Origin of the sequence: uncultured Pseudoalteromonas sp. (genome assembly GCF_963922945.1) — a bacterium.
GTDB lineage: Bacteria > Pseudomonadota > Gammaproteobacteria > Enterobacterales > Alteromonadaceae > Pseudoalteromonas.
Window position 1 is genome coordinate 1 of sequence record NZ_CAWUKC010000052.1, and the last position, 26957, is coordinate 26957.

General features: G+C 40.7%; 22 protein-coding genes. 15 read left to right on the plus strand and 7 right to left on the minus strand.

Going from position 1 to position 26957, the window contains the following annotated elements; all coding sequences use genetic code 11:
- Positions 1–189: 189 nt before the first annotated feature.
- Complete coding sequence (gene yejK / locus AABI99_RS11830; protein WP_338366012.1) at positions 190–1206, minus strand: nucleoid-associated protein YejK; 1017 nt, start codon at positions 1204–1206, stop codon at positions 190–192.
- Positions 1207–1268: 62 nt separating this feature from the next.
- Between yejK and AABI99_RS11835 the strand changes: the two genes are divergently transcribed.
- From AABI99_RS11835 to AABI99_RS11860, 6 genes are all read left to right on the plus strand, one after another.
- Complete coding sequence (locus AABI99_RS11835) at positions 1269–1481, plus strand: DUF1414 domain-containing protein (protein WP_004588923.1); 213 nt, start codon at positions 1269–1271, stop codon at positions 1479–1481.
- Positions 1482–1486: 5 nt separating this feature from the next.
- A complete protein-coding gene (locus AABI99_RS11840) occupies positions 1487–2983 on the plus strand; it encodes a DUF3413 domain-containing protein (RefSeq protein ID WP_338366016.1) in 1497 nt (498 codons plus the stop codon).
- Positions 2984–3065: 82 nt separating this feature from the next.
- Positions 3066–3545, plus strand: coding sequence for a DUF4124 domain-containing protein (locus AABI99_RS11845; RefSeq protein WP_338366017.1), 480 nt, complete (start codon positions 3066–3068; stop codon positions 3543–3545).
- A gap of 197 nt (positions 3546–3742) precedes the next feature.
- On the plus strand, positions 3743–5461 hold the full coding sequence (gene aceK, locus AABI99_RS11850) for a bifunctional isocitrate dehydrogenase kinase/phosphatase (protein WP_338366019.1): 1719 nt from the start codon (positions 3743–3745) through the stop codon (positions 5459–5461).
- A gap of 17 nt (positions 5462–5478) precedes the next feature.
- Positions 5479–6417 carry a LysR family transcriptional regulator gene (locus AABI99_RS11855; RefSeq protein WP_338366020.1) on the plus strand — a complete coding sequence of 313 codons (939 nt, stop codon included), beginning with the start codon at positions 5479–5481 and terminating at the stop codon, positions 6415–6417.
- 174 nt (positions 6418–6591) lie between these two features.
- Positions 6592–7035 (plus strand): PA2169 family four-helix-bundle protein, encoded by a 444-nt coding sequence (locus AABI99_RS11860; RefSeq protein ID WP_338366021.1) that lies wholly within the window; start codon positions 6592–6594, stop codon positions 7033–7035.
- A 126-nt stretch (positions 7036–7161) separates the two neighbouring features.
- Here the strand turns inward: AABI99_RS11860 and AABI99_RS11865 are convergent, their stop codons facing one another.
- Genes AABI99_RS11865 through AABI99_RS11875 form a run of 3 tightly spaced genes read right to left on the minus strand, consistent with a single transcriptional unit; the run spans position 7162 to position 11839 of the window.
- On the minus strand, positions 7162–10197 hold the full coding sequence (locus AABI99_RS11865; protein ID WP_338366023.1) for a TonB-dependent receptor: 3036 nt from the start codon (positions 10195–10197) through the stop codon (positions 7162–7164).
- An 8-nt stretch (positions 10198–10205) separates the two neighbouring features.
- Positions 10206–11282 (minus strand): FecR domain-containing protein, encoded by a 1077-nt coding sequence (locus AABI99_RS11870; RefSeq protein ID WP_338366024.1) that lies wholly within the window; start codon positions 11280–11282, stop codon positions 10206–10208.
- Positions 11279–11839, minus strand: a complete 561-nt coding sequence (locus AABI99_RS11875) for an RNA polymerase sigma factor (protein ID WP_338366025.1) — start codon at positions 11837–11839, stop codon at positions 11279–11281. The genes AABI99_RS11870 and AABI99_RS11875 overlap by 4 nt, the downstream gene beginning before the upstream one ends.
- A 119-nt stretch (positions 11840–11958) precedes the next feature.
- Between AABI99_RS11875 and AABI99_RS11880 the strand changes: the two genes are divergently transcribed.
- Entirely contained in the window at positions 11959–12474 is a 516-nt protein-coding gene (locus AABI99_RS11880; RefSeq protein WP_338366026.1) for a DUF2937 family protein, read from the plus strand.
- On the opposite strand, the gene AABI99_RS11885 is transcribed toward AABI99_RS11880, so the two are convergent.
- Positions 12454–13341 carry a LysR family transcriptional regulator gene (locus tag AABI99_RS11885; RefSeq protein WP_338366027.1) on the minus strand — a complete coding sequence of 296 codons (888 nt, stop codon included), beginning with the start codon at positions 13339–13341 and terminating at the stop codon, positions 12454–12456. The genes AABI99_RS11880 and AABI99_RS11885 overlap by 21 nt on opposite strands.
- A 121-nt stretch (positions 13342–13462) precedes the next feature.
- On the opposite strand from AABI99_RS11885, the gene AABI99_RS11890 reads away from it, so the two are divergent.
- The 8 genes from AABI99_RS11890 (at position 13463) to AABI99_RS11925 (ending at position 22290) form a co-directional block, all read left to right on the plus strand.
- A complete protein-coding gene (locus AABI99_RS11890; RefSeq protein ID WP_338366028.1) occupies positions 13463–14113 on the plus strand; it encodes a peroxiredoxin-like family protein in 651 nt (216 codons plus the stop codon).
- On the plus strand, positions 14113–14880 hold the full coding sequence (locus AABI99_RS11895; RefSeq protein ID WP_338366029.1) for a haloacid dehalogenase type II: 768 nt from the start codon (positions 14113–14115) through the stop codon (positions 14878–14880). Before AABI99_RS11890 ends, AABI99_RS11895 begins: the two co-directional genes overlap by 1 nt.
- A gap of 168 nt (positions 14881–15048) precedes the next feature.
- Entirely contained in the window at positions 15049–15657 is a 609-nt protein-coding gene (locus AABI99_RS11900) for a PilZ domain-containing protein (RefSeq protein WP_338366030.1), read from the plus strand.
- Positions 15658–15714: 57 nt separating this feature from the next.
- The gene (locus AABI99_RS11905; protein WP_338366031.1) at positions 15715–16770 is read left to right on the plus strand and encodes an agmatine deiminase family protein; all 1056 of its coding nucleotides are present in this window, start codon (positions 15715–15717) and stop codon (positions 16768–16770) included.
- Positions 16767–17660, plus strand: coding sequence for a carbon-nitrogen hydrolase (locus AABI99_RS11910; RefSeq protein WP_338366032.1), 894 nt, complete (start codon positions 16767–16769; stop codon positions 17658–17660). The genes AABI99_RS11905 and AABI99_RS11910 overlap by 4 nt, the downstream gene beginning before the upstream one ends.
- Positions 17661–17711: 51 nt before the next feature.
- Positions 17712–21185 (plus strand): transcription-repair coupling factor, encoded by a 3474-nt coding sequence (gene mfd, locus AABI99_RS11915; RefSeq protein ID WP_338366034.1) that lies wholly within the window; start codon positions 17712–17714, stop codon positions 21183–21185.
- Positions 21185–22021, plus strand: a complete 837-nt coding sequence (locus tag AABI99_RS11920; RefSeq protein ID WP_338366035.1) for a peptidoglycan binding protein CsiV — start codon at positions 21185–21187, stop codon at positions 22019–22021. The genes mfd and AABI99_RS11920 overlap by 1 nt, the downstream gene beginning before the upstream one ends.
- A 17-nt stretch (positions 22022–22038) precedes the next feature.
- Positions 22039–22290 (plus strand): DUF3862 domain-containing protein, encoded by a 252-nt coding sequence (locus tag AABI99_RS11925; protein ID WP_338366036.1) that lies wholly within the window; start codon positions 22039–22041, stop codon positions 22288–22290.
- A 51-nt stretch (positions 22291–22341) separates the two neighbouring features.
- Here AABI99_RS11925 and AABI99_RS11930 read toward each other — a convergent pair whose 3' ends face one another.
- A complete protein-coding gene (locus tag AABI99_RS11930; RefSeq protein ID WP_338366037.1) occupies positions 22342–23694 on the minus strand; it encodes a hypothetical protein in 1353 nt (450 codons plus the stop codon).
- Positions 23695–23797: 103 nt separating this feature from the next.
- The gene (locus tag AABI99_RS11935; protein WP_338366038.1) at positions 23798–26380 is read right to left on the minus strand and encodes a TonB-dependent receptor; all 2583 of its coding nucleotides are present in this window, start codon (positions 26378–26380) and stop codon (positions 23798–23800) included.
- Between the last annotated feature and the right edge of the window lie 577 nt (positions 26381–26957).

Consider the following 26957-nt stretch of genomic DNA (forward strand, 5'->3'; position numbering starts at 1 on the left):
CTCCAAGAAAGTTAAATACGACCTTGAAGCTTAAAATGAGAGATGGTATCTACAGCCAAAACTTAACATTATAGATAGGATTTACTTGTAGATGCACAACTTGTTGACGTGGCAGGATAAATTAAAGGTAATAAAAAAGCGTGATGCCAATACCACGCTTTTAAATCAATTTTAAATAAACTATAAAGTTTACTCGCTTTCATCTTCCATAAAGCGTTGTAATTGATCTTTTAAGTTAGGCGGTACGCCTTTAATGACCAGTGTATCTGTTGCTTCGTTATAAGTTACGCGCTCACCTAAGTGCTTGCGCTCAAAACTAATACTGACACCGCCGCCTAAGCCCGAGAACTTAACCATGCTGGTGACCGTTTTTTTATCGACAGGGAAAGAGTCTTCTAAGTCATAGCTTTGCTCTTTACAGAAATTATCAAACGGGCTGTCATCACCTTTTGTTAGTGTTGCCGAAAGCTCACTTACGCTTGCATCTTCGCCCGTGGTTACGCAATCGTTACAGTAGTCAAATACTTGCTTACGTAGCTCATCTTTTTCTGATTTATCAAACTCTTGCTCTGATAGATAATCTTCAACTGCACTAAGCATAACTTGGCTTTGTTGTTTAGGATCTATGCCCTCTTCACAGCCTAAAAAGTCTAAGAAAAAGTCAGCTACTTTTCGCCCTGCACGCCCCTTAATAAACGAGATATAGCGATTATCGTCAGCTTGGGTATCCCATGCGCTTAAATCAATACGAGCTGCTAATTGCATGCGTGATATATCTAAATGGCGCGACGCTGCTAAATCAAGCTCAGAGGTCATGCTGTAGTGCTCTTTTATGTTGATCATAGCAATTAGCATGTAATCAGTAGCCACATACTGATAATGACAAAATACTAAATAACCAGTTTCGCTAAATGCGTACTTATCAAGCTCTTCTTTTAAAACAGTGGATGCTTGCTCGGTCATGTGCCAAAAGCCTAGTTCGTCATTTCGATAGCTTTGCATTGCCGATGCGACAACGCTGTTTTTATCACCACTAAATGCACAATAACCTTTGCCTGGCTTTGAGTTGTATGCATGATGGAGTTGTTCGATAAAAACAGCGACTTTATCGTTTATCACCATTTCATCGTTTCGTAGGTGAATTTGCGTATCGTCGTCTTTTTTGTCTACATAATGAACGACTAATTTTTTAACGTCTGTTGTCATCTTTGTTTTTCACGCCTCTGGTGTTAAAATACGGGAATATAACTCTTTTATTGAACCAACTGATGCCAATCTTATCAAAATACTCTAATGAAGAAGTAGAACAAATCGTCGATCAGCTCATTGATGTGCTAACGCAACATAATGCGCCGGTTGATTTAAGCCTTATGTGTTTAGGAAATTCTATCACGCATATCCTAAAAGAGCATGTACCTGCAGGGAAAAGACAAGCCGTTACTGAAAACTTTGCTAAAGCACTTGCTCAGTCGGTTAAATAAACTATATGAATTTATCGCAGCACAATCAGTTTTCGTCTAAAGCGAGTCAATTATTAAGTTGGGGCCACTGGTTCACTTTTGCAAATATTGGTTTAGCGCTTTTTATTAGTCTAAGCTTTTTATTTGCTGATTCACCGCCAACTAGTTTTATGGGTATAACTTATATGCTAGTGACGTGGCTGAGCCATACGAGCTTTATTGCTTTTTTAGCATTTGTGCTGACGGTATTTCCATTAAGTTTAGTTTTTCCTTACCCACGACATATTCGAGGCATGGCTGCGGTTATTGCCACTCTTGGGGCGTCTATTTTAACACTTGATGCTTACGTATATGTTAATTTAGGCTATCACTTAAGCTCATCGGCATTACCTGAAATTATTTCGCTGCTTTGGCACCGACTTACCAGCTCACCAACGCTTACTACGTTGCTTGCCGGTGGTATTGTTTTACTCATTCTTGGTTTTCAGTTAATTGTTAGTAACTACACTTGGAAGCACCTAGCCCGCTTAAAACAACTTAAATTTGCCCGTTTTGCGAGTTCGTTTTTAGTACTTTGTTTTGCACTTAGTCACAGCATTCATATTTGGGCTGATGCAAATCTTAAGTTTGATATAACAAAACAAGATAACGTTTTACCGCTTTCGTACCCTACGACCGCTAAAAGCTTATTAGCAAAAAATGATTTACTCGACATTGAAAGCTATAAACAAGCTCATAATGTAAGAATTAATAATCAAAACGTTAGTTATCAAATTCCTGCGCCACTGCAAAAATGTGAAGATTACACTGAGCAGCAAGTAGACATTTTTGTATTTGATACCAACGAGCAGTTAAGTCGGTTTGTTGCTAAGCATAAAAGCTTGCACAAAACGGAGCAATTTTTACAACCAACACACCATGGTGATAGTTTATTTAGCTTAGTGTATGGCTTACCCTCTTTTTATAAAATGGCTATTTTATCAGAGCAAACGTTACCCGCTTGGCAAAGCCAGCGCAGAAGTGTTGAACTTGCGGGTATAGAAAATCTAAATTTTATTAATGATCAAGCCCATTCAAACAGCGCGATAAGAATTATTAAAGGTGAAGATAACCCGTCTGCTCGCACTGATAACACACACATTTATGCATTTAGCTTAGCCAGTAAAAGCTCTGAAGTAGTCACGTCGTCGGTGTTGTATAGCTCTGATAAACGAATAACTAAAGTAGATGGGCTTATTCAACCTAGTGACATTATTGCAACCAGTGTAGGCCAATACTTAAACTGTCAGGCTGTTGTTAAACAAACCATGCTTGGTGAAAACCTGTATAAGAAAAAAGCCGATACGGGTGTTAACTACTCACAAGGTGTGGTTATTGCTTATAAAAAAGATAGAATTACATTAATAGACTCAGACGGTAACTATAAAAATATATCTGCCGCTGAAGGTTTTTCTATTGAACAAAGTCTCGACATCCCATTTTTAGTACAAAGTATTAAAAGGCTAAAAACCTACACACAATAGCCCTATCCCTTAACCTAGCTTGCTATAACACCAAGCTAGGTTATATTTACTAAACCATAGTAATTGTTCAGGGATGATTTTTATGCAAGTACACATACTTTTTTTATGCGCACTGATGGTATGCGCGCTACCTGTGAACGCACAAAATGCCACTACCTATTATAAGTGCGTAACAAAAAATGGGACTACCTTTTCACAATTCCCATGTAATGACAACGCCACTGCCTATACAATTAATACTGTTTCTGGCATCAATACAGCACCAGCACAAGATTTCACAAAAGAGTTAAATGCGTTAGAGCGTGAGCGTATTGTGCGCGATCTAAACGCTGAACTCAGAAGTAATACCAATAAATTAGCAATTATAAAACGCGAAAAAGACCGCGCAGAGTACAACCAACACCAGCGGCTAAATCGCATTTTAGACGATGAAGACAAAAAGTTAATTAGTAAAGATATAACTAAGCAATTAAAAATAATAAATAAAGATTATAAAAAGCAAACCACCGAAATTGAAAAGCGCATTAAAAAGTTGGAGAAAAAAATAGCCTCTTATCAATAGCGCTGTTGCTATCACACTCAATTATGCTTTAAGCTCAGAGTATAAAAACTGAGAATATTTATCTTGGTTTTAAACTTAAAATAACATACCCTTAACAACTATAGAGTTAAAGCTCTAATGTGTATAACGCTACAGCCCCCCTTACATTTATACATGCTGTTCTAAAATCGTTATATACACTTTTTTAAGGAGTGTTTATGCAGCCACGCCACATAGCTGAATTAATTTTAACGGGGTTTAAAAAGCATTATCAGTTGTTTCAAAAAACCACCGCTCTAGCCCCGCTTGCCTTTGCAAATCGCGACTGGCAGCAGATTAATAAAATTAGCAAACTGCGCATTAGTTATTACGATGACAGAGTAAACGAAACCACTAAAGCCTTAAAAAACGCACAGTTAACTGAGCGATTAGATGAACACTTGTGGCTTGAGGTAAAAAAGCTATACCAACACTTTTTGTGTTTTCACCCGCAAGCCGAACTTGCCGAAACTTTTTATAACTCAGTGTTTTGCCGTTTGTACCACAGGCGCTATTTTCATAACGACTTTATATTTGTACAAGCCACGTTAAAAGATGCGCCAGCTATTCCTGTTGAGGCCGAATACCGCAGTTATTTCCCGGTAGTTGATGGTTTAAAGCCCACTATAAAGCGTATTATTGAACATTTTGATTTTAAAGCTTCGTTTGTCAATTTAGAGCGCGATATACGCTTGCTCGTAAAAGCATTTTACAAACAAGCGCCCGACACTCACCACCAGCCTTGGCAAATGCGCTTTGATATTTTGCACGCGCCATTTTATCGTAATAAAGCAGCTTACATAGTCGGTCGAGTAGTATCACAAAGCGGTGTACAGCCTTTTATTATTGCCGTATTGCACCATGAAGATAAAGGATTATACCTCGATGCGCTGTTGACCAAATCATCACAAATGCGGGTTATTTTTGGCTTTGCACGGGCATATTTTATGGTTGAGACTCATGCCCCCTCAGCAATGGTACGATTTTTAAATCAACTAATGCCAAATAAAACACTCGCTGAGCTATATAATGCGATTGGTTTTCATAAACAAGGGAAAACTGAGTTTTACCGTGAGTTTTTACATCACTTGTCTCATTCAGATGATGACTTTATTATCGCACCAGGCACCCCTGGTATGGTAATGATGGTATTTACGCTGCCCTCTTTTGGTTATGTATTTAAAATTATTAAAGACAAATTTGGCGAAAGCAAACCGTTTGGCCGCGATACCGTGCTGAAACGTTACCAACTAGTAAAAAGTCATGATCGGGTTGGCCGTATGGCCGACACGATAGAATACTCTAACGTCGTATTTCCTTTAGCCCGCTTTGATAGTAATTTACTGGCGCAGCTACATAAAACTATTGGCTCATCTATGGTGATTGAAGGTGACTGGCTCATCATTAAACACTTATACATTGAAAGGCGCATGACACCGCTTAATTTATTTTTAGAAAACGCGAGTGAAGAAAACGCCGCCGATGCAATAGAAGAGTACGGCCAAGCACTTAAAGAAATGATCGCGGTAAATATATTCCCAGGCGATATGCTGCTTAAAAACTTTGGCGTGAGCAAACACAAACGCATTATTTTTTATGATTACGATGAAGTTCAATACTTAACAGATATGAACTTTAGGGCCTTACCTAAGGCCAAAAGCTATGATGATTACTTAACCGATGAGCAAAGTTATTCCGTAGCACCACAAGATGTATTTCCTGAGCAGCTGTGTACTTTTGTTATGCCCAACCCAAAATATAAACAGTTTTTGCTCAGTACACACCCCGAGCTTGTTGACGTAAACTTTTGGAAGCAAGCTCAACACAATATAAAAATGGGTCATGTTAGCCACATCTACCCCTACCCGACAGCACAACGCTTTATTCATCACTGGTAAGCGTTAAAGGACACACAATGAATATAAGTAAAATAGATTTAAATTTGCTGGTTTACCTCGACACCCTGTTACGTGAGTGTAATGTAACCCGCGCCGCAAACCAATTAAGTATAACTCAACCAGCGATGAGTAATGGCCTCAAACGTTTACGCAACTTATTTAATGATCCAATTTTAGTACGCACGAGCGAAGGAATGGTTCCAACAGAGCGTGCTATAGAGCTTCAGCCTGTTATTCGCGGTATATTAATGACTTTAGAGGAAACCCTTGCACCGAATCGCGAATTTGAAGCAAGCCAAAGTAAACGTGTATTTAGAATAATGGCCAGTGACTACGCAGCCAGCACTTTAGCGCCAAAGCTTTTAAGTAAACTACATGAAGAAGCCCCCGATACTACCTTAGATATACTCACGCCAAGTGATGTCACGTTTCATGATGTTGAAAATGGTAAAGTGGATATGGCCATTAACCGCTTTGAAAATCTGCCGCAATCTTTTCATCATAAACGTATTTGGAAAGACAGCTTTTGTTGCTTAGTAAAAGCCGACAACCCCATTATTGAAAACTTTAGCCTAGATAGCTATTTAAAAGCCCGCCATATATGGGTAAGTAAAACCGGCTTTGGGGTTGGCGTAGGAATGGACCCTAAGGATGTACAAAAACTAGGTTGGGTTGATGAAGCACTTGCCCATTTTGGTAAACACCGAAATATTGCCACATTTACTCGTAATTACCACGTAGCCATTCATTTAGCCAAAGAGCAAAATTTAGTCGCCACTCTTCCCTCAAAAGCTGCCAATATTTACTTAGATGACGCAGGTCTTAAAATTTTAGAGCCGCCATTTCCTATACCGCCTTTTGAGCTTGATATGATTTGGAGCCCCTTACTGCATCGCGATGCAAGTCATATTTGGTTACGCCAAAAAGTAGCTGAGGTGGCTGAGGAATTAAAATAACGTTATTACAAAAGGTATGTAAAATTTGCGAGGTTTCTTGTGTGTTTAAGATACCTCGCGGCACCAAAACAAAACAATAACATTATAAATCAAAAGCTTATAAAAAATATTTATATTGGAATGCCCTTTGCTCTGTTTATTATGAAATTTAAATTCATGTATAGAGAGGTCATTATGAATACCCATCAAGGAACCGAAGCAACTCATATTACTGACATCATCCAAGTAATGAACAGTGGCATAGACTTTTATCAAAAAGCGCAAGAGAAAGTTGAAGACCCAGCCATTGGCGCATTATTTCAACGCATGATTGACGCACGAAAAGTAAGTGTTGAGCGCTTGCAGCCTTATGCAGTTAACGAAAAAGGCGAGCGTGAAGACGGCTCATCTTTTGCTGTAGAAGCACGCAGAGCTTACACAGCGCTACTTACTACGTTTAGCTCTGATAACGATGAAACATACGTTAAAGAGCTTGAAGAGGTAGAAGATAAAACCCTTGAAGAAATTAAAGCAGCCATGGATAAACCACAGCCAGCCGATTGTGAAGCTGCATTAGCTAAAACTTTACTAACCATGCAAAGTTGCCATACCGAAATGAGCCGCATGCAAAAACATTAATTTGTAATTGTATATATTTAAAACCCAGCCTAGCCGCTGGGTTTTCTGTATTACAAGCTTTATGTACAACACAAAAAAGGGCCTTACGGCCCTTTGAACTTAAATAACATAAGGGAGTGTTATTTATTAAAAGCGGTATTCTGCACCTACGTAGTAGTATGCACCGTTAAAACCAAATGGTGCAGAGCGGCGAGAGTATTCAAATACACCATCGCTGCTTACAATTGTATTACCGTTAGCGTCTACAATTGTGCCCGAACGTGAGTTACCAATGGTGTTTTTATCTGGGTACACGTCAAATAAATTATTTGCACCAATATTTACAGATAAACCTTCAGTCACGAAGTAGTTAACTTTAACGTCAGTTAAAATTTCCGCGCCGTAGGTTTGGCGCCCACCATCTTCTACTGTGTATTCACCAAAGCGGTTAAGTGAAAGGTTTACAGTCCAGTCACCACGCTGATAAAACGCACTTAAATTAATGCGATCTTCAGGTTGCCACTCTTCAATAATTGAAATTTCTTGATCAGAAAAAACATCTTCAACCGGCACGGTTTCAAGCCCTGAGCCTGATGGCGTAAATAACGACACCACCTCAGTTTCTGTAAAGTTAGCCGCTAATGTAAAATCAAGCGTGCCGCCTAAGCCCTCGGTATTCCAAGTAGCTACAAAATCAATACCCGAAGTTTCAGTATCAGCACCATTTAAGAAAAACTGCCCTGCACCAGCGCCTGAGCTAATTAATGCTGCATCTAGGCTTGAAGACAGCCCTTTGCCTAAACGATTACTAATTACTATGCGGTCGTCAATATCAATTGAGTAGTAATCCACAGTAACATTAATGTTATCCGTCACGTTGTAGACAATACCTAAACTACGGTTTTGAGATTTTTCTTCTTTTAGCTTTGGAATACCTAAACTTTGTGCAAGGGTTGAATCGTTTCTAAATGTACCGACTTCTTCAGCAACGAGTGAGCCATCTTCTGCTACAACGAACTGCGTACTAATATTGTTAAAGTATAGTTGCTGCATAGAAGGTGCTCTAAAGCCTGAGCTTAATGCACCGCGCAGTGACACATCATCCGTAATTGCCCAATTACCCGCAAGCTTAAAGTTTACCGTGTCGCCAAAGCCTTTGTAATTATCGTAACGTAGTGCGCCTGATAAAATAACATCTTCAATTAGATAGGTTTCAGCATCAAGGTAAAACGAAATTACATCGCGCGACTCATCAACTGATGACGCCGGCGAAGAGCCACCAAAGCCTTGCGTGCCGCCAGAGGCATCTTCTGATCCAACTCCGCCACTTAAACCACTATAAATACTTACTCCATCAAGGGTGTCGTAATCACGATAAGCATATTCGCTGCCCTCTAGAATGCGGTATTCATCGGTACGAATTTCGGCACCCATAGCCAGTGAGTAATCATCAAAGTTTTGTGTAAAGTCGATATTAATGGTTTGCAGTGATAGCTCCATGCCATAAGCATAAGCTTCACGCGGGATAGTGCTGCGAATATCAGCGGCACTTAAACCTTGCTCGTAACGTAAAAAGTTAGCGTAAGAGGCATTAATAGTATCGCTTGTTGTGTAATCAATGCTGTTTTCACCGTAGGTGTACGATACATCTAAGCTCGCGTCGTTATCAAAATCGGTTTTGTAGCCAAAGTTGTAAGAAATATCATCAATGGTGGTATTAATTTTAGGTAAAAAGCCCAGCGGAATAGTTGCATCGTTATCTTGTAAAACCGGGTTACCACCTGCATTTGCATTATGGCGGAAAAACGCTGCTGATTCGTTATCGCGCGTTGAATACGTAATAAAGCCGTAAAGCTCGCCATCACCCAATTCATAACCGGTATTAACCGTTAAGCCAAACTGCTGCGAGTCAGCATCACCAATTCTAAAGGTATCTCTATTTGCAGTCAGCTCACGTGGATCGCCTGCCAATAACGTACCGTCGCTAAGCTCCGTACAGCCATAAAACTGACACGAGCCGTGCAAACCTGCGCGGTTAGTAGGCGCGCGGTCGCGGTAGTTAAGTGTGGCATTTAAGTAGCCGCTATCGCCTAGGGCAAACCCTTTATTAAAATCTACATTTACGGTTTCGCCATCGCCCTCTGAGTACTCGCCGTAATTAACGGCCGCTTTACCGCCCTCACTGCCATCTTTTAGTACAATATTAATTACACCGGCAATTGCATCTGAGCCGTATTGCGCTGCGGCGCCATCTCGTAATACTTCTATACGTTTAATAGCTGAGGCTGGAATAGCGTTCATATCGGTGCCTGCGGTACCACGACCTACTGAGGTATTGATATGAATAATACTTGCCTGATGACGGCGCTTACCATTAATCAGCACCAATGTTTGGTCAGGCCCTAAGCCACGCAGTGTTGCTGGTCGTAAGGCATCAGTGCCGTCACTGATTGACGAGCTTGAAAAGTTAAACGAAGGTGCAATCGCTTGTAACATACGGCCAACTTCAGTTTGGCCTGTGTTTTCTAGTGCTTCAGCACTTAAAATATCAACGGGTACCGGTAAGTCTTCGACTGAGCGCCCAGCGACGCGGCTACCAACAATAGCAATTTTTTCTATTTTCTCTTGTGCACCTTCTTCTGCTGCATTCACACTGTGTGAATTTGCTGCAAGTAATACTGGTAATACAGCTGCACTAACCCCTGAAAGCTTCATCATGTTGTTATCTTTCCTATTGATTTGTTTGAGTTTTATTCTCAGTAAACCATTTTGATCGACAACCGCATCGAGCTCAGTCCCATTCAATAATGCTTGTAATGCATCAAACTGGGTATAAAAACCATAAACCGAATTTGCTTGATAATTTTTAGCTAGCTCATAGGAAAACACCACGGTTTGCTCTGTTTGCTTGGCAAATTCTATTAACGCTTTGTCTGCTCGCTGCGCTTGAATATCAAATTGCACCATTTGCTCTATGGTCTGTGTTGCCCCTTGCACACTCATGCTAAAAATAGCCGGAGCAAGAACACTTAAGCCACTCACTAGATGCATTTGGTTACTGCGCAACGTTAATAAACAGCTGGCAAACAAAAATCCTCTATAGTTTTTTATCTTTTTTTTAAATTTTTTTTTACTATTTGCATTTAAAAAAGCAACCTCAACTAACATGTGTTTAATGTGCATAACATTTCTTATGATTTAGTTTGTTGTGTTAGGGTTACCATATGTTCACCTAAATGCGTGTGCTCAATTGCAAAATTAGTCTGTAAACTTTCAAGCAGCCCTTCAACATCGCCCGCTTTAAATACACCCGCCACTTTTATGTTGGCAAGTTCTGCTGTTGCCAGCTCAAAACGCGTAGAAGTGTAGCGACTTACTTCATTTAAGGCCTCGCTTAAATGCTCACCATTAAAAATTAACATGCCGTTTTGCCACGCTAAATCGCGTTGTACATCATCCACAGAAAGCTGTGTAATAGGCTTAGTAATACTTTGTTCAATGATGGCTTTTTCACCTGAAGTGACAATATTAGCGTTAATATTTCGTATTTTTGCAGTATTGTTATCTGCTAATTGATACCCTTGGAAATCGTGCGCGCTGACTGCAACACTCGGGTCGGTGATCATTACTTTACCTTCGGTTACAACAAGCTCTAAATCAGAGCTTGTGTTGCGCTGTACATTAAACACTGTGCCTAATGCTGTAAAACTCTTATCACCTGCCATCACGCTAAATGGGCGCGATGCATCTTTTGCTACATTAAAACGCCCTTCACCTCTATTAAGTAACAGTTGACGACGCCCTTTGCTATAAGCAACCTCTAGCAAGCTATTTGTATTTAACTGTACAATTGTACCGTCAGGTAATACATATGTGGCTTGCTCACCCACTTTCGTAGTATAAATTTTTGTGTAGTTTATTTTAGCCAGATCAGCGTTGTAGCCATTTTCCAAGTTAATTAATAAATAACTACATACCATTAGCGCCGCAAACAAGCTTGCTGCAATAGCCCCTGAAAATAACCTTTTTGGCTTTTGAGGCTTTACGCTTCTGTGCGGAAATAAACTACTTAGCTCATTCAATACTGCCAATTCGTCCCAAAGTTGGGCAAGCTCATATACCGCATCTTGATGAGCAGTACTTTGTATCATCCAAAGTTTAAACTGCTCTTTTTCGGCTTCAGTAAGGCCTCTGTCTATGGCACTGATCCATTCGCAGGCTTTTTCTAAAATTAGATCTTTAGAGGTAAATTGATGCACATTATTCATTTTACCGCCCTCTTAATCGGATGAGCTTCATCACACGCAGATTGATTAGGGCTTTGTTCATATTCTTTCATGTATAACATGGTTTGTAATAAACCTTTGGCAATGTGTTTTTCTACCGTGCTTTCACTTAATTGCATGTGTTGGGCAATCTCTTTTTGGCTCATACCGTACACTTTTTTAAATATAAAACATTTACGAATAGAAGAATTTAATTGATCCGTTGCCCTGCAAAAAAGTAAAAATCGCTCTTTTGAGGTGTATTCATCCTCAAGTTGGGAGGATTTAAGTAACGGGGGGAGCTCTGTGTTATGCTCTAACGAATCATTAAACTTGTTATCCCACTTGGCAATATGATTAAGCGCCAAATGCTTTGCAGTTTTTAACATATAACTGCGTCTAAATTGAATATCTTGATTTAAATCAGCTTCGTAGCTTTTGATAAAAGTTTCTTGCACAATATCTTCTACGTCATCAGGCTGTACAATACGCGACACAAAGCGTTTCAACTGCTTTGTGATATCAAAAAATGTTGCTGCCATATTAACGTCGGTAGTCATCCTTAACTCATGCCTATTGTTATTTTTATTACCGATAGATTACGAGTTTTTGGCATAAAAACAAGCGTAAATGTTAATTTAGCGTTGTTTAGGTAGGTTTTGAGTAAACAGGAGATAAAATGAGTAAGCTTTTAGATTACATAAGACTCAGTTTTTTTGCTGCAGGCTTACTGCTTGGGGTACAAATACCCGCGTTTGTAAGTGACTACGGCCAAGCTTTACAAGTACATTTAATAGAAGCGGACAACGCATTAGCCCCATTTCAAAAAGATGCTCAAAACTACTTTAATAATGATTTAAACGAGCTAATTACCCATTACGAAAATATTGATGATGTTATTATTGGCAAAGGGGCTGAGCATATAAAAGCGCTTGCTAATCGACAAAAAGTCTTACAAACAGCTGTTTATGACTTCAAACGATCGCCCTATTTATATACCTTAACCAGCGATTTTCTCACCGTAAAAAAGCAAGTATGGCAACGCTTTGAAGGGCAAATAGTGTTAAAAAAAGATTCCATAATAGCAGCGCTTGTTAGTGCCATTATTATTGCTGTTTTTGCCGAATTAGCAGGCTTTGTTATGTTGGTTATCGTTAAAGGCTGCTATAACCGCCTATTCACAGCGCGTAAATAAAGATTTCATAAATTCATAAAACACCTCTGTTTTACGGGTTGTTAAGCTATTTTGCGGGCGCAAAAACCAAACCGGTGCGTCACTTTGTGCCATTGCGTTGGGCATCACTTCGACCAAGTTGCCCGCTCTTAGCTCATCGTTTATGGCTATTTTAGATTTAATGGCTATGCCATGCCCAGCAAGGGCTGCTTGTGTCATGTTATCGGAGTTTGAAATCGTAAAGCGCGTTTTGGCATGAAAGGTGTGTATTTTATTAGCCTCGTCATATAGTTTTAATTGCCTTTGCCAAGGCAGGCACACCCAATAGTGCTCGCTAAGTTCAGCTAATGTACTCGGCATACCATGCTTTTTTATATAATTTGGTGCAGCACATAAAATACGCGAGTTGTTTATAATTTTACGCGAAAGCAGCCCTGAATCTGTTAATTGCCCTACCCTTATAGCCACATCCTGTGCATCATCAACCACATTGACAAAATGATCAGTAATTAAAAAGTCGAGTTTTAGTTCTGGGTATTGGCTTTCAAACTCGGTCAGTTTTGGCATAACATATTTTGAAAAAACCCACGGCGGCATTGTCACACGTAATAACCCACTTACCGACGAGCTACGTGCGCCAATGCTATGCTCGGCATCGTGCAGCGCTTCTATAATTGCCCCTACGCGTTGATAAAACAGCTCGCCAGCAGGCGATAGTCTAACCCGCCTACTGTCTCTAAAGACCAAAACAGTACTTAGCGCACGCTCTAGCTTACTAAGGCGATGGCTTACTGTTGCAGGTGACAAGCGCTGCTCACGTGCGGCAGCAAGCACTCCTTTATTTTCGACTACAGCAATAAACGTTTCTAAGTCACTTAAGTTATACATATGCGAGGCTAGGCAGTTTTTAATGTTTAATATTTTCGAATGAAGCTTTCACTTTTGCAATGTTTATTTAAATAACCAAAACACTCATACTCATGTTAAATACAAAGTTGAGGTTTAAAAAATGAGTTTAAAAGCACAAATAGACGCTTATAACGTGGAAAAAGCAGCCAAATTGCCAGCGGATGTGTTGGCTTTAATGGACACTACCAATGAAGAGCTTATAGCGCAGCATATTAAAAATAATGCTTTGCAAGTGGGTGATAAAGTAAGCAACTTTAATTTAAATAACCACAACGGTGAAAATATTGAGCTAAATGATTTATTAACTAAAGGCCCAGTCATTATTAGTTTTTACCGCGGCGGGTGGTGCCCATATTGTAATTTAGAGCTAAAAGCACTCAATGATCACTTACCACAATTTAAAACTCAAAGTGCTCAGCTCATTGCAATATCGCCACAACTCCCTGATGAAACACTCTCAACAACGCAAAAAAATGACCTTGAATTTGATGTACTCTCGGACGTGAGTAATGAAGTGGCTGAAAAATTTGGCTTACTGTTTACTCTCGATGAGCGTATTCAAGCGCTTTATACGCAATTTGGGATTGATTTTGAACATTACTACGGCGATAAAAGCTATCAATTACCTTTACCAGCGACGTATGTAATAAATCAACAGGGCATAATTACTTACGCATTTCTAAACGAAGACTACACCCTACGCGCAGAGCCTGCTGATGTAATGGCCGCCCTTGAATCGGAGCACAAGTAATGTCTATTTTAAAATCGTTAAAAACACTTAGCCTCTCACTACTTGTAGGTAGCAGCTTAATTTCTGGTTTAGCACAAGCTGAGGAAAAACCTACACAGGTAAAACCGAAAGTACTTATTTTTGATGTAAACGAAACACTACTCGATTTAACTTCAATGCGTACCTCGATTGGTAAAGCGCTTGGTGGGCGTGAAGATTTATTACCACTGTGGTTTTCGACCATGTTGCATCACTCGCTTGTTGATACAGTCAGTGGCAATTACCATGATTTTGGCCAAATAGGTGTGGCGTCATTACTTATGGTTGCGACCAATAACAATATTGATATAACCAGCGAACAAGCAAAAACAGCCATCGTCACCCCGCTTTTAACTTTGCCACCGCATGACGATGTAAAAGAAGGACTGGCAAAACTCAAAGCACAGGGCTATAAATTAGTAAGCCTTACGAATTCTTCAAACAAAGGTGTTAAAGCCCAGTTTGAGAGCGCTGGATTAATGTCGTTCTTTGATGCGCGCTACAGCATTGAAGATATTAAAATTTATAAACCAGACTTACGTGCTTATGAGTGGGTGTTAACAAAATTAAATGTAAAAGCAAATGAAGCAATGATGGTTGCGGCGCACGGTTGGGATGTTGCAGGTGCAAAAGAAGCCGGCTTACAAACAACCTTTATAGCCCGCCCAGGTAAAACACTTTACCCACTGGCTAAAAAACCTGACCATGTTGTGAAAGATTTACATGAATTAGCCGCTCTACTTAAATAAGCACGTACCGCGCTAATTAATCAATACCCAAGCGGCTGATGTTAGGATGACATTGGCCGCTTTTTTATTACTAAAAACCACGTATAAACAAAGTATTTAAGGTTTTTATCTGCTAGCAATTTACTCCCCACAACGCTACTATTTAATGAATACGCAGTGGAGATAATTATGAACAGTCAAAGATTAAGCGAATTTGAAGAGTACTTTCAAATAAATGAAAGTATTCGGGTAAACTTATTTGCTGTAGATAATCAGTTAGTGCCGCAATCTCAACTCGCACTTGAAGACGACATACCTCCTCTATTTAAGCTGGCTAACGAAGTCAGTGAGCTTGAACAGGCCTCTTTAAGACCCCTGAGAAACTTAGGCGATTTAGCACAAGAGCTAGCAGCTTTTTTACAAGCACAGTCGCGTAAAATTGATTTAATAATGAGCCACATTTTAGCCTCAGAGCAAGCGCAAGATAATGCCATCCATTGCGATAGCTACGGCGGAGGCGGCATACGCTTTACTTCTCCCGATGTATACGCAATAGGCCAAGCTTTTAGAACAAAGCTATTTTTGCACCACGAAGCCTCAGCTGTTTACTGCTATACGGAAGTTGTCGCCGTTGAAAAACAAGACAGCGACCACTACCAATACACATTGCTGTTTACTGCAATAAGAACCACAGACCAAGAATTAGTGGTAAGGGCCAGCTTACATGCACAAACACGCCAGCTAAAAAAACGCCAAGAACTTGAGCAAATTGACGATGATTCAAGCAGCGAGAAATAGCTGACATATGCATGTAAAATGCTAAACTAGCGCCACCGTAATTTGTATCAAAACTTCATGAACTTTAGACTTTTACCTGAATGGGCTAAGCAAGATGCCGTTATGCTTACTTGGCCCCATGCACAGACCGATTGGGCAGATACGCTTGAACGCGTAGAGCCTGTGTATGTTGAGCTTGCAACGCATATCACCGCAGTGCAACAGCTTGTTATTGTGGCCCATAACACGACACTTAAACGCCACATTACTGCATTGCTAACAAAAGCGAATATAGACTTAAGCCAAGTACACTTTGTTGTTACGCCAACAAACGATACGTGGGCGCGCGATCACGGCCCTATTACCTGTGCAAATATTAACGATTCCCGCCAACTTAAAATATATGATTTTATCTTTAATGGCTGGGGCAATAAGTTCGAAAGTGCGCTGGATAATAAAATTAATGCAGTACTGGTAAACGAGCTCAGTAATTCAAACACTCAGTACCAAGCCCTTGATATGGTACTTGAAGGCGGCGGTATTGAAATTAACGAACACGGTGTGTTGCTTACAACCAGCGAATGTTTGCTAAACAAAAACCGCAACCCTGATTTATCATCAGGCGATATTGAGTCAATTTTAAAAACGCATTTAGGCGCCACTGACTTTTTATGGGTAGATCATGGCTATTTAGCCGGTGATGACACCGACAGCCACATTGACACACTGGTACGTTTTGCACCAAACAATACACTGGTGTACGTTAAGTGCGATGCTAGAGACGATGAGCACTTCAGCGCATTAGATGCGATGGAAAAACAACTACAAAACTTTAAAACGCAAAATAATACCCCATATACGTTAATTGATTTGCCGTGGCCAAAGCCGGTGTTTGATGATGACAACACCCGCTTACCGGCAACGTATGCTAATTACTTAATCATTAATAATACGGTACTTGTGCCAACCTATAATGATGAGAGAGACACACTCGCTCTTGCGCAAGTACAAAAAGCATACCCAGAGCACACTATTGTTGGCGTTAATTGCCTTCCTATTATTGAACAATTTGGTAGTTTGCATTGTATTACCATGCAATTACCGCGTGGATTTTTAGCTGGAGCAGCACAATGACAAGCCCTGCCAAATTAACCGTTGCCTTAGTGCAACAAACGAACAATGATAACGCCGAGCAAAATATGGCTAAGTCGATTGCGGGCATTCGTGATGCGGCTTCGCAAGGCGCGCAGCTTGTAGTTTTACAAGAACTACATCGCAGTTTGTACTTTTGCCAAACAGAAAATGTTGATGTGTTTGACTTGGCCGAAACAATCCCAGGCCCCAGCTCAAATACATTAGGTGAGCTTGCCAAGGAGCTAGGTATTGTAATTGTGGCTTCACTGTTTGAAAAACGCGCCACTGGGCTTTATCACAATACCGCTGTGGTACTTGAAAAAGACGGCAGCATTGCCGGTAAATACCGTAAAATGCACATTCCTGATGATCCGGGCTTTTACGAAAAATTTTACTTTACCCCAGGCGATTTAGGTTTTGAGCCAATTCAAACCTCAGTAGGTAAATTAGGGGTATTGGTGTGCTGGGATCAATGGTTTCCAGAGGCGGCGCGTTTAATGGCTATGGCCGGCGCAGAGGTCTTAATTTATCCTACAGCCATTGGGTGGGACCCTCGTGATGACAGCGATGAACAAACCCGCCAAAAAGACGCGTGGGTAATAAGCCAGCGAGCGCACGCGGTTGCGAACGGCGTACCTGTTATTAGCTGTAACCGTGTAGGCCACGAAAATGATCCTAGCGGACAAAGCGAAGGCATTCAATTTTGGGGTAACTCGTTTATAGCAGGCCCACAAGGCGAAATGCTCTCAGAGGCAAATAATTCCGATGAGCAAATTTTAGTCGTAGAGCTTGATCAAAAAGCCTCAGAAAACGTAAGACGTATTTGGCCGTACTTACGTGACCGCAGAATTGATCACTATCAAGACTTAACAAAAATTTATCGAGACTAAATAACTACACGGCGTTTGTATTCAAACGCCAATAATAAAATGGAGCACTAAATGGCGTTTGAGCAATGGGCAGCCTTGCCTTGGGTAAAATCTCAAAAAGATAAAATTCAATGGGGGCAGCTAACTGGCAGTGCATTAAGTATAGCCATTGCAGAAGGTGTTAAACAACAAAACAGTTTAGTGCTCATTGTAACGCCAGATACGCCAAGCGCATTACGACTTGAAACCGAACTTGAATACTTACTACCCGATAACCCGGTAATGGTATTTCCTGATTGGGAAACCTTGCCGTATGACCATTTTTCGCCGCACCAAAATATTATTTCAGCCCGTTTAGCCACACTGAATACGTTAAAAAACGAGCAGCAAAGTGTACTGATAGTACCTGTATCTACCTTGATGTTACGTACTGCGCCCGCATCGTTTATTTATGGCTCTACCCTTAATTTTAAAGTAGGCGATAAGCTCGACACCCATAACTTGCGCAGTAATTTAGAACAAGCAGGGTATTTAAACGTACAACAGGTAATGGAGCACGGCGAATACGCAATACGTGGCTCTATTGTTGATTTGTACCCGATGGGCAGTGTACACCCCTTTAGGCTCGACTTTTTTGATGACGAGCTCGACTCTATTCGCTTATTTGACGTTGAAACCCAGCGATCAGATGACAAGGTAGATAAGATTGAGTTACTTCCTGCGCATGAATTTCCAACCAACGAGTCTGACGTTGAGCGCTTTAGAATAAACTATCGCGATAAATTTGGTGCCAGCTCAGAGCAAGACTCTGTTTACATGCAAGTCAGCAAAGGTACGTGGCCCGCCGGTATTGAATACTACATGCCGCTATTTTTTGAACAGCTTGCCACCATTTTTGATTACTTACCTAACACCACAACAGTTATGCAGTTGGGTGATTTGGAACATGCAGCTGATACTTTTTGGCACGATGTAAACGTACGCTACGAAAACCGTAAGGTAGACCCACTAAGGCCCCTACTTGCGCCGAGTGAGTTGTATCAACCTATTAATGAACTTTTCTCTAATTTAAGTAAATTTGCTCGAATCCGTTTATCGCAAGCTAAATTGCCGACTAAAGCGGGCAATAAAAACTTAAATGTGAGCGAGCTGCCGCCCCTAAGAATCGATCATAAACAGCACGAACCCTACGGGGCATTCATAAACTACGTAGCAGAGCAAAAAAAGAAAAAAAGCCGCATATTACTCAGTGTTGAATCAGACGGGCGTCGCGAGTCTTTATTAAGTGTGCTCAAACCAAGCGGCTTAAAATTTAAAGAATTTGATAGCTTACAGCAATTTACGCAAAGCCAAAGTGATGTTGGCTTAATTGTAAGCCCCCTTGAGCAAAGTGTAGTGCTTGGCACAAAGCCTAGCCTTTCAATTATTACCGAGCAAGAGCTGTTAGGTATTAAGGTATCGCAGCGTAGGCGCCGTAAACATAAATACGAAGCAAGCCAAGATGCATTAATTCGCAACCTAGCGGAACTTAAAGAAGGCCAGCCAATTGTTCACCTTGATCACGGTGTTGGTCGCTACCAAGGCTTACAAACAATTGATGCAGCAGGCGTAGTGACTGAGTTTGTGACTATCATCTACGCTGGTGAGGCAAAACTGTATGTGCCGGTATCGGCACTGCATATGCTTAGCCGTTATTCAGGCGGTGAAGAATCAAGTGCCCCACTTCATAAGCTAGGCTCAGATGCGTGGGAAAAAGCCAAAAAGCGCGCCGCCGAGAAAGTACGCGATGTGGCCGCAGAGCTATTAGATATTTACGCACAGCGCCAGGCCAAGCCGGGCAATAAGTTTGCGCTCGATGGGCAAAGTTATCGTCAATTTAGCGATAGCTTCCCTTTTGAAGAAACCGACGATCAACGCAACGCTATTGAAGCTGTACTTGGCGATATGCAATCAAACCTTGCTATGGACCGTTTAGTGTGTGGTGATGTTGGTTTTGGTAAAACGGAAGTGGCGATGCGCGCCGCGTTTGTAGCAGTAAACGATAACAAACAAGTTGCGGTACTGGTACCCACCACCTTACTTGCGCAGCAACACTATGAAAACTTTAAAGACCGTTTTGCTGATTTTCCTATAGAAGTGGGTGTACTTTCGCGCTTTAACTCATCAAAAGAGCAAAAAGACACACTCGAAAAAATGGCCGAGGGTAAGCTTGATATCGTTATTGGTACGCATAAATTAATCCAGCAAGATATTAAATTTAACGATTTAGGTTTACTGATTGTTGATGAAGAGCACCGCTTTGGCGTACGTCAAAAAGAAAAAATAAAATCACTACGTGCAGATGTAGATATTTTAACACTTACTGCAACCCCTATTCCGCGTACGTTAAATATGGCGATGAGTGGCATGCGCGATTTATCGATTATTGCCACCCCACCGGCTAAGCGTTTAGCGGTTAAAACTTTTGTGCGTCAACGTGATAGCGATTTGATACGCGAGGCTATACTGCGTGAAATTAAGCGCGGCGGCCAAGTGTACTTTTTACACAACAATGTAGAAACGATTGAGCGGGTATCGCAAGAAATCAGTGAATGGGTACCAGAGGCCAGTGTTACCTCTGCTCATGGGCAAATGCGCGAGCAAGAGCTTGAGCAAATAATGACTGATTTTTATCACCAGAAATACAATGTAATCGTGTGTACCACCATTATCGAAACCGGTATTGATGTACCTACCGCCAATACGATTATCATGGATAGAGCAGATAAGCTCGGCCTTGCGCAGCTACACCAATTGCGCGGGCGTGTCGGACGAAGTCATCACCAAGCGTATGCTTATTTATTAACCGGCGATGCTAAAGCATTGTCTAAAGATGCCACCAAACGCTTACAAGCAATTGAGTCGTTGGAAGATTTAGGCGCAGGTTTTGCCCTTGCAACACACGATTTAGAAATACGTGGTGCGGGTGAGCTATTAGGCGATGACCAATCAGGACAAATGCAAACCATTGGCTTTAGTTTGTATATGGAAATGCTAGAGCAAGCAGTTAATGCCCTTAAAAACGGCAAAGAGCCCACCCTAGAAAACTTGCTGCAGCAACAAACTGAGGTCGATTTAAAGCTCCCTGCCTTGTTACCTGATGATTACATACACGATGTTAACGCACGCCTAGGTATGTACAAGCGCATAGCAAGTTGTGCTAATCTTGGCGAGATGGATGAATTGAAAGTAGAGTTAATAGACAGATTTGGTTTATTACCTGATGCCACTAAAAACCTATTTAGCATGCAGCAACTAAAAATGCGCGCCAGCGACTTAGGCATTACAAAAATAGAGGCAAACCCTAAAGGGGGCTACTTTGAGTTTAGTCAAAATACCAAGGTTAATCCTAGCTTCATCATAGGCTTGATACAAAGTGCACCCCATGTGTACAAAATGGATGGCGCAAACAAATTGCGCTTTGCAATTAATGAGGTAAACCCTCGTGAACGCTTAAAAATGGTCACTGCAATGATTGCAGATTTCGAAAAAAAGGTTAGCCATTAATGTTGCTAAAAAAATCGCTTATCGTTTTATGCTGCTTATTTAGCAGTGCCGCATTTGCAGAACGTTGGTTTGAAGTAGAGGTGCTGATATTTAAACAGCGCCCTGCCCCGTATTTACAAGAAGACTTTAGCTTAAAACACGACCCCATTAAGGCTAAAAACACCTTAGAATTACTCACCCCGCTATACACTGAGCAGGCAATGCAAGCGTGTATAGATGGCGATAGTCGTTTTCAAAAGCGTTCATTTACCGACTCTTTAGTTAACACTAATCCACAATCTGGAGTATGTGATAACAGCATCGACTTTATGAAAAGCTACGATGAACTACCGGTGACTCCATTAGCCCCGACACAAGATACGATGGATAAACCGTATTTACTTTCGCCAGAGCAATTACAATTTAACGCTCAACGCCGAGCGCTTGAGCGCAAAGGTTTATCACCCCTGCTTCACACTGGCTGGCGTTTTGAAGGGGCAAGTAAATCGCGAGCACCCAGTATACATTTAATTTCTGGCGAGCAGATAAAACGAGAGATAACAAAAGCTTCGAGTTACTCAAACCCCGACTTTATTAGCTTAGTGCAACAAAAACCACAGCTTTTTGATACCTCAGCTGAGCCTTTGAGCTATTGGGAGTTAGATGGTTTATTTAAAATACATTTACGCCATTATTTGTATATCACTGCTAATTTTGATGTAAACCAGAAGCTTTCTAACGGAGATATAGAATCAGCTCGCTTTTCACAATTTAAACGTGTGATAAGTGGTGAGATCCATTATTTTGATCATCCTCGTATGGGTATGATTGTACAAATTCGAAAGTATAAACATTAAATCAATAGGACATAACAATGAAAAAATTCCTTATTATTGCAGCAACGTTAAGCCTTGCAGCTTGTTCAAAAGTAACTTTAGAAAACTACGAAAAGATTGAAGTAGGTATGGATAAAGCGGAGGTAGAAGCTATTTTAGGCGCTGCTGATAACTGTGTAGAAAAAACACTGCACACTAATTGCGTATGGGGTGATGAGTCTAAAAACATCGAAATTACGCTCGTCTCAGATAAAGTAACCATTTATTCTAAGCATGGCATCACACAATAACGCTGTTACCCATGTATAAATTAAAAAAGGGATAGCTGTTGCTACCCCTTTTTATTTTTTAGAGTAAATAAGCTCAATATTCACTATTTTACTACGATTTAGGGTTATTTTATAACGCTGGTATAAGGTTCTGTCTTCATCTTTTAATACCATCACCAAATTTAACTGATAGCGTCTTTCAACTGCTTGTTTAGATATCTTATTGCCATCTAAATGGTAAAGCTTACCCTCACCGCGTTTTAAATAACGGGCAAAAGGTGCCAAATTAAAGCGCATACTTTGTTGAAGCGTGTCGTAACCTGGCAGAAACTCTTTGGCAGACACACGTGTTTCACTCGCAAAATGTAGCCATTGTGCAGCGAGTTTGTTTTGCTGACGCCTTTTTGAAAATATGTTTTTTACTTCGCTAGGGATTTTCTTAAAGCGCGTGTATTCAAGCCAAATAAACTGGCTGGCAACACGATCTTTTGTGATGCTGTTTCTAAAAACAAACCGCCACTTAGGCCTTCCCCGCACAATTGCGCGCCAGATTACCCGCGTAATATCTTCTTTAAAAATTTCACGCAGGCCATAAATAACCCCTAAGATTAAAATAAGGGTGGCGGTAACTTCAGTAAAGGTTGAGCGCGCATTGAGTATAACCACCATAACAAATGCCATGATAACCGCTGTTACTGTGCCTTTAACAAAACGCTTTAGATAACTGTTTAAAAAACGTGTATTGCGATGCAAAATAACGCCATGCTCTATCAGGCGCTGCAGTAAACGCATTTTATTGGTAATACGGTTACCATCTTGTAACGTGGTTTCTGAGTTATAGTTTTGATCAAACCGGTACGCGTTTTCTTTTTTACAAAATTGTAGTAAATCGTTGCGCTCTTTAGCAAAGTCACTACTGCGCGGGCCCTCGTCTAATAACTTTAAAAACGACTGCTCCACATGCCAACTTAAATAGTTATCAGCATTGGTGTAAAACGGCACTAATTTTTCATCATCGGGGGTATATCTGCGCAGCTTTTTTAACAAGCCTTCACTTTGCTCAAATAGCTCTTGCGCGCGGGCGTAAAAAGCCCCTACCTCTTCAATTTTTAACGCATCTTTAATATCAGCATCGAGCGCTAAACGCACCTGATAACAGTACAAATTAAGGTTTTGACGGTAATCTTGCTGCTCACCTTTGTTTTTACTAACAAAGCGGCTACGCACTAAAGGTAAGTGTATGTTTTTAGCGTTATAAGCTAAGTGCGATTTAAAGTGGTTATTAAAATAAGACTCTTCACTGAGGGTTTGTGCGTTTATACCCATTTCGTTGGGAATAGAAAAGTACAAGTCGATACGCTGCTCAGAGCGAGGGGTCAGCTCTGGTTCGATGACAAAAGATAAATTTTCGTCTTGTTTTATCAAACAATTCTCCTTTTATTGAGTTTATAAGTGTACGTGCCTCCTTAATTTTGTTCAATAAAAAAGGCCCAGTAAACACTGAGCCTTTTTACGATTAATGTGCTAATTAAAACTTAACGTTTACACCAGCAAATACACGGCGACCTAGTACATCATACGTGTACGGGTCAGTGTTAGAATCGTTGTTACCTGTGTAGTAAGGAGGTTGCTTATCAAATAAGTTGTTAACACCTGCAGTTACAGACACAGTCTCGTTAAAGATGTAAGCACCGCTTATGTCATGATACACAACTGAAGGCGTTGTAGGCGCATAACATGATGACTCATCACCTTGACAGCTGTAGCTATCCATTCCTGCAATGTAGCGTGCTTTGTAGTTTGCGTTCCAAGCGTCGCCTTTCACAGTTAGCTCAAAGTTAGCTTTAACATCTGCATAACCACCAATACCAGAAGTAATTAAACCAGCGTAATCAATGCTTGATTCAACAACATCTACTAGGTACTCGTCTAGGTAAGTTACATCTAGTGATGTATTCCACGCCAGACCCGCTGCATCAAATGTGTAGTTTAAGTTTAAGTCGTAACCTTTAGTTTGCTCGTAACCTACGTTTTGTAGTTGGTTATTAAAAGCAATACGGCCAGTGCTTTGGTTAAACGATAGCGCAGCTGAGCTACATAACGCAGTACCTTGGTTAGCTAATGAACCATCTGATGCTAAACAAGAGTCAACAATGTACTGGTTGTTAACGGTCGCAATAGCGTTTTCAATTTCAATGTCGTAGTAATCTAACGTCATTGAGAAACCTTCAAACCACTCAGGCTCGTACACAATACCCGCAGTCAGCGTATCAGCTTCTTCAGGCGTTAATTGATCATTACCACCTACAGTTACTTCTGCCTGGTCTTGTGCACCTGGGAAGCTAACTTGTTCGAATGACGGTGAATTACCTGAGTATAGCTCAGCTACTGTAGGCGCACGGAATGCTGTAGAGCGAACACCACGTAGCATTACTTCGTCGTTCACACGCCAAGTTAAACCCAATTTCCATGTTTCGTCAGAGCCAAATGTGCTGTAATCGAATGCACGGATCGCAGTGCTTAGTTCAACGTTTTGCGCTAAAAACGCATCGCTAACTAATGGAATTGCAAGCTCTAAGTACGCTTCGTTTACGTCAAAACGACCGCTTGTAGGCTCAACACGTGGGTCGTTTGCAAGACCTTGCGACGTGATTGAATCTGGGATGTACCATGCTTTTTCTTCACGGCGCTCAACACCCGCTGCAAAACCTACGTAACCTGCAGGTAGTTCCATTACTTCGCCCGCTAATGAAGCAGTGAACATTAGTAATTGGCTACCACCTGAGTTTTGCTCTGTGTAAACGTAATCGCTTAAGCTCTCAGCAGACCAAGAAGATTGTGAAAGTGGGTTAAAGTCACCCGCTTCGATTGCATCTTGGATAGAGCCCATGTTGTGTAGGTTGCTTAAACGGTCAACTGAATCGTTACGACCAAAAATTACAGACACATCCCAATCGTAACCGCTATCTAAGTAGCCAGCCGCACCAACAACTGTACGCACAGTATCAACAACTTGTGAGAAATCACGAGTACCTGTGTCTGTCATACGACGACCGTAAGAGATTTCATCACCGTAGTTAATATTGTTGCTTGTTAATGAGTTACCCATATCTTCAGTGTAATCAAAGTCAAACCATACAGGCTGTGGCGCCATTTGTTGCTCTGACCAACGCTTAGAGTATGTAAATTCTGAGTATAAACGGGTGTCATCTGTTAAATCGAAGCTACCAATACCTGTAAGGTTTAAACGACGCATAGGCGTGTATAGGTAGCTGTCTGATGAGTAGTTGTACGCATCATCAGAGCCAAAGTCATGCCAGCCGTTGTCTGCTTGACCTTGTAGTGATTCATCACCTGACCATACGTGACCATATGGCGTGTATGAAGAACCAGAACAGTAAGGAGCACTGCCGTCACCATCTTCAGTTAATGGACAATCAGAGAAACTACGATCCGCTTGAGATGCGTCACCACGGTCAGTGTATTGAAGACCAATTACAACGTTACCACGACCAAAGCTACCACCCATAGTGATATCGAATGACGTTTCATCAGCATCACCTTCTGTAGTGATTGCAGATTTAACATTTAAATCCAAGCCTTCAAAGTCATCTTTTAAGATGATGTTTACAACACCTGCAACCGCATCAGTACCGTATACTGCAGATGCACCATCTTTAAGTACTTCAATGTGCTTGATCATTGAAACAGGAATAGTATTTAAATCAACAGTCGAAGCAGCACCTGTGCCTGAGTTGATCATACGACGGCCATTTACAAGTACTAATGTACGTTGTGAACCTAAACCACGTAAATCGATAGAAGCATTACCACCAGAACCATTATTGATGCCTGGGTTGGTCATTGCACCACCAGTAGCAGTCATTTTTTGTAGTACGGAATCAACCGAAACAGCACCGGTTGCAGCAATGTCATCTGCACCGATCAAAGTAACAGGGCTAGCGGTTTCCATATCTGCGCGCTTAATGCGAGAACCTGTTACTTGAATTTTTTCAATAGCGTTTGCGCCATCTTCGGCCGCTACTACTTGCATACTTGAGAACATTGGGATTGCTGCGATTACAGCTAAACCAAGAGTTGATTTTTTCATGAATAAACCCTACTTGTTGGAAATTTACCTTGATTGGTAATGCTCACTTTTTATAAGAATTGTGAGTCAGGGGGGCAACTTAGGCTGAGTTAACTGAACGAAAACTTAATGAAAGACCATTATATATACTGCTCAAAAATGGAATAACCACAAAAGGTACAAAGGTTAATGTATGTTTCAATGTTAACTAAAAAAAACAATTAATAATCAGACAATTAAATACATTCATAAACATCAAAAGAACACCTGAAATCAAAGTTATGCAGATTGTAATCAAATGTAATCTACCGATAAATATACCCTTTTTAGAAAAATTAACATATTCATCACAGTACATTAGTAAAACAGTAAAGCAGCGACAAAAATAATTACCATAACTATGCAAAATTTCTGCGTAATTAGTCTGATTAAGCTATTAACTTTGACGATTAAGCAATATTTTTTGTTCAGTAAGACTTAAACTTTGGTATGCAGAGCACTACGGGACACAATGATCGAATAGATCTTTATTGGAGGAAATAATTTAGCTTTTAGCTTTTAGCTTTTAGCTTTTAGCTTTTAGCTTTTAGCTTTTAGC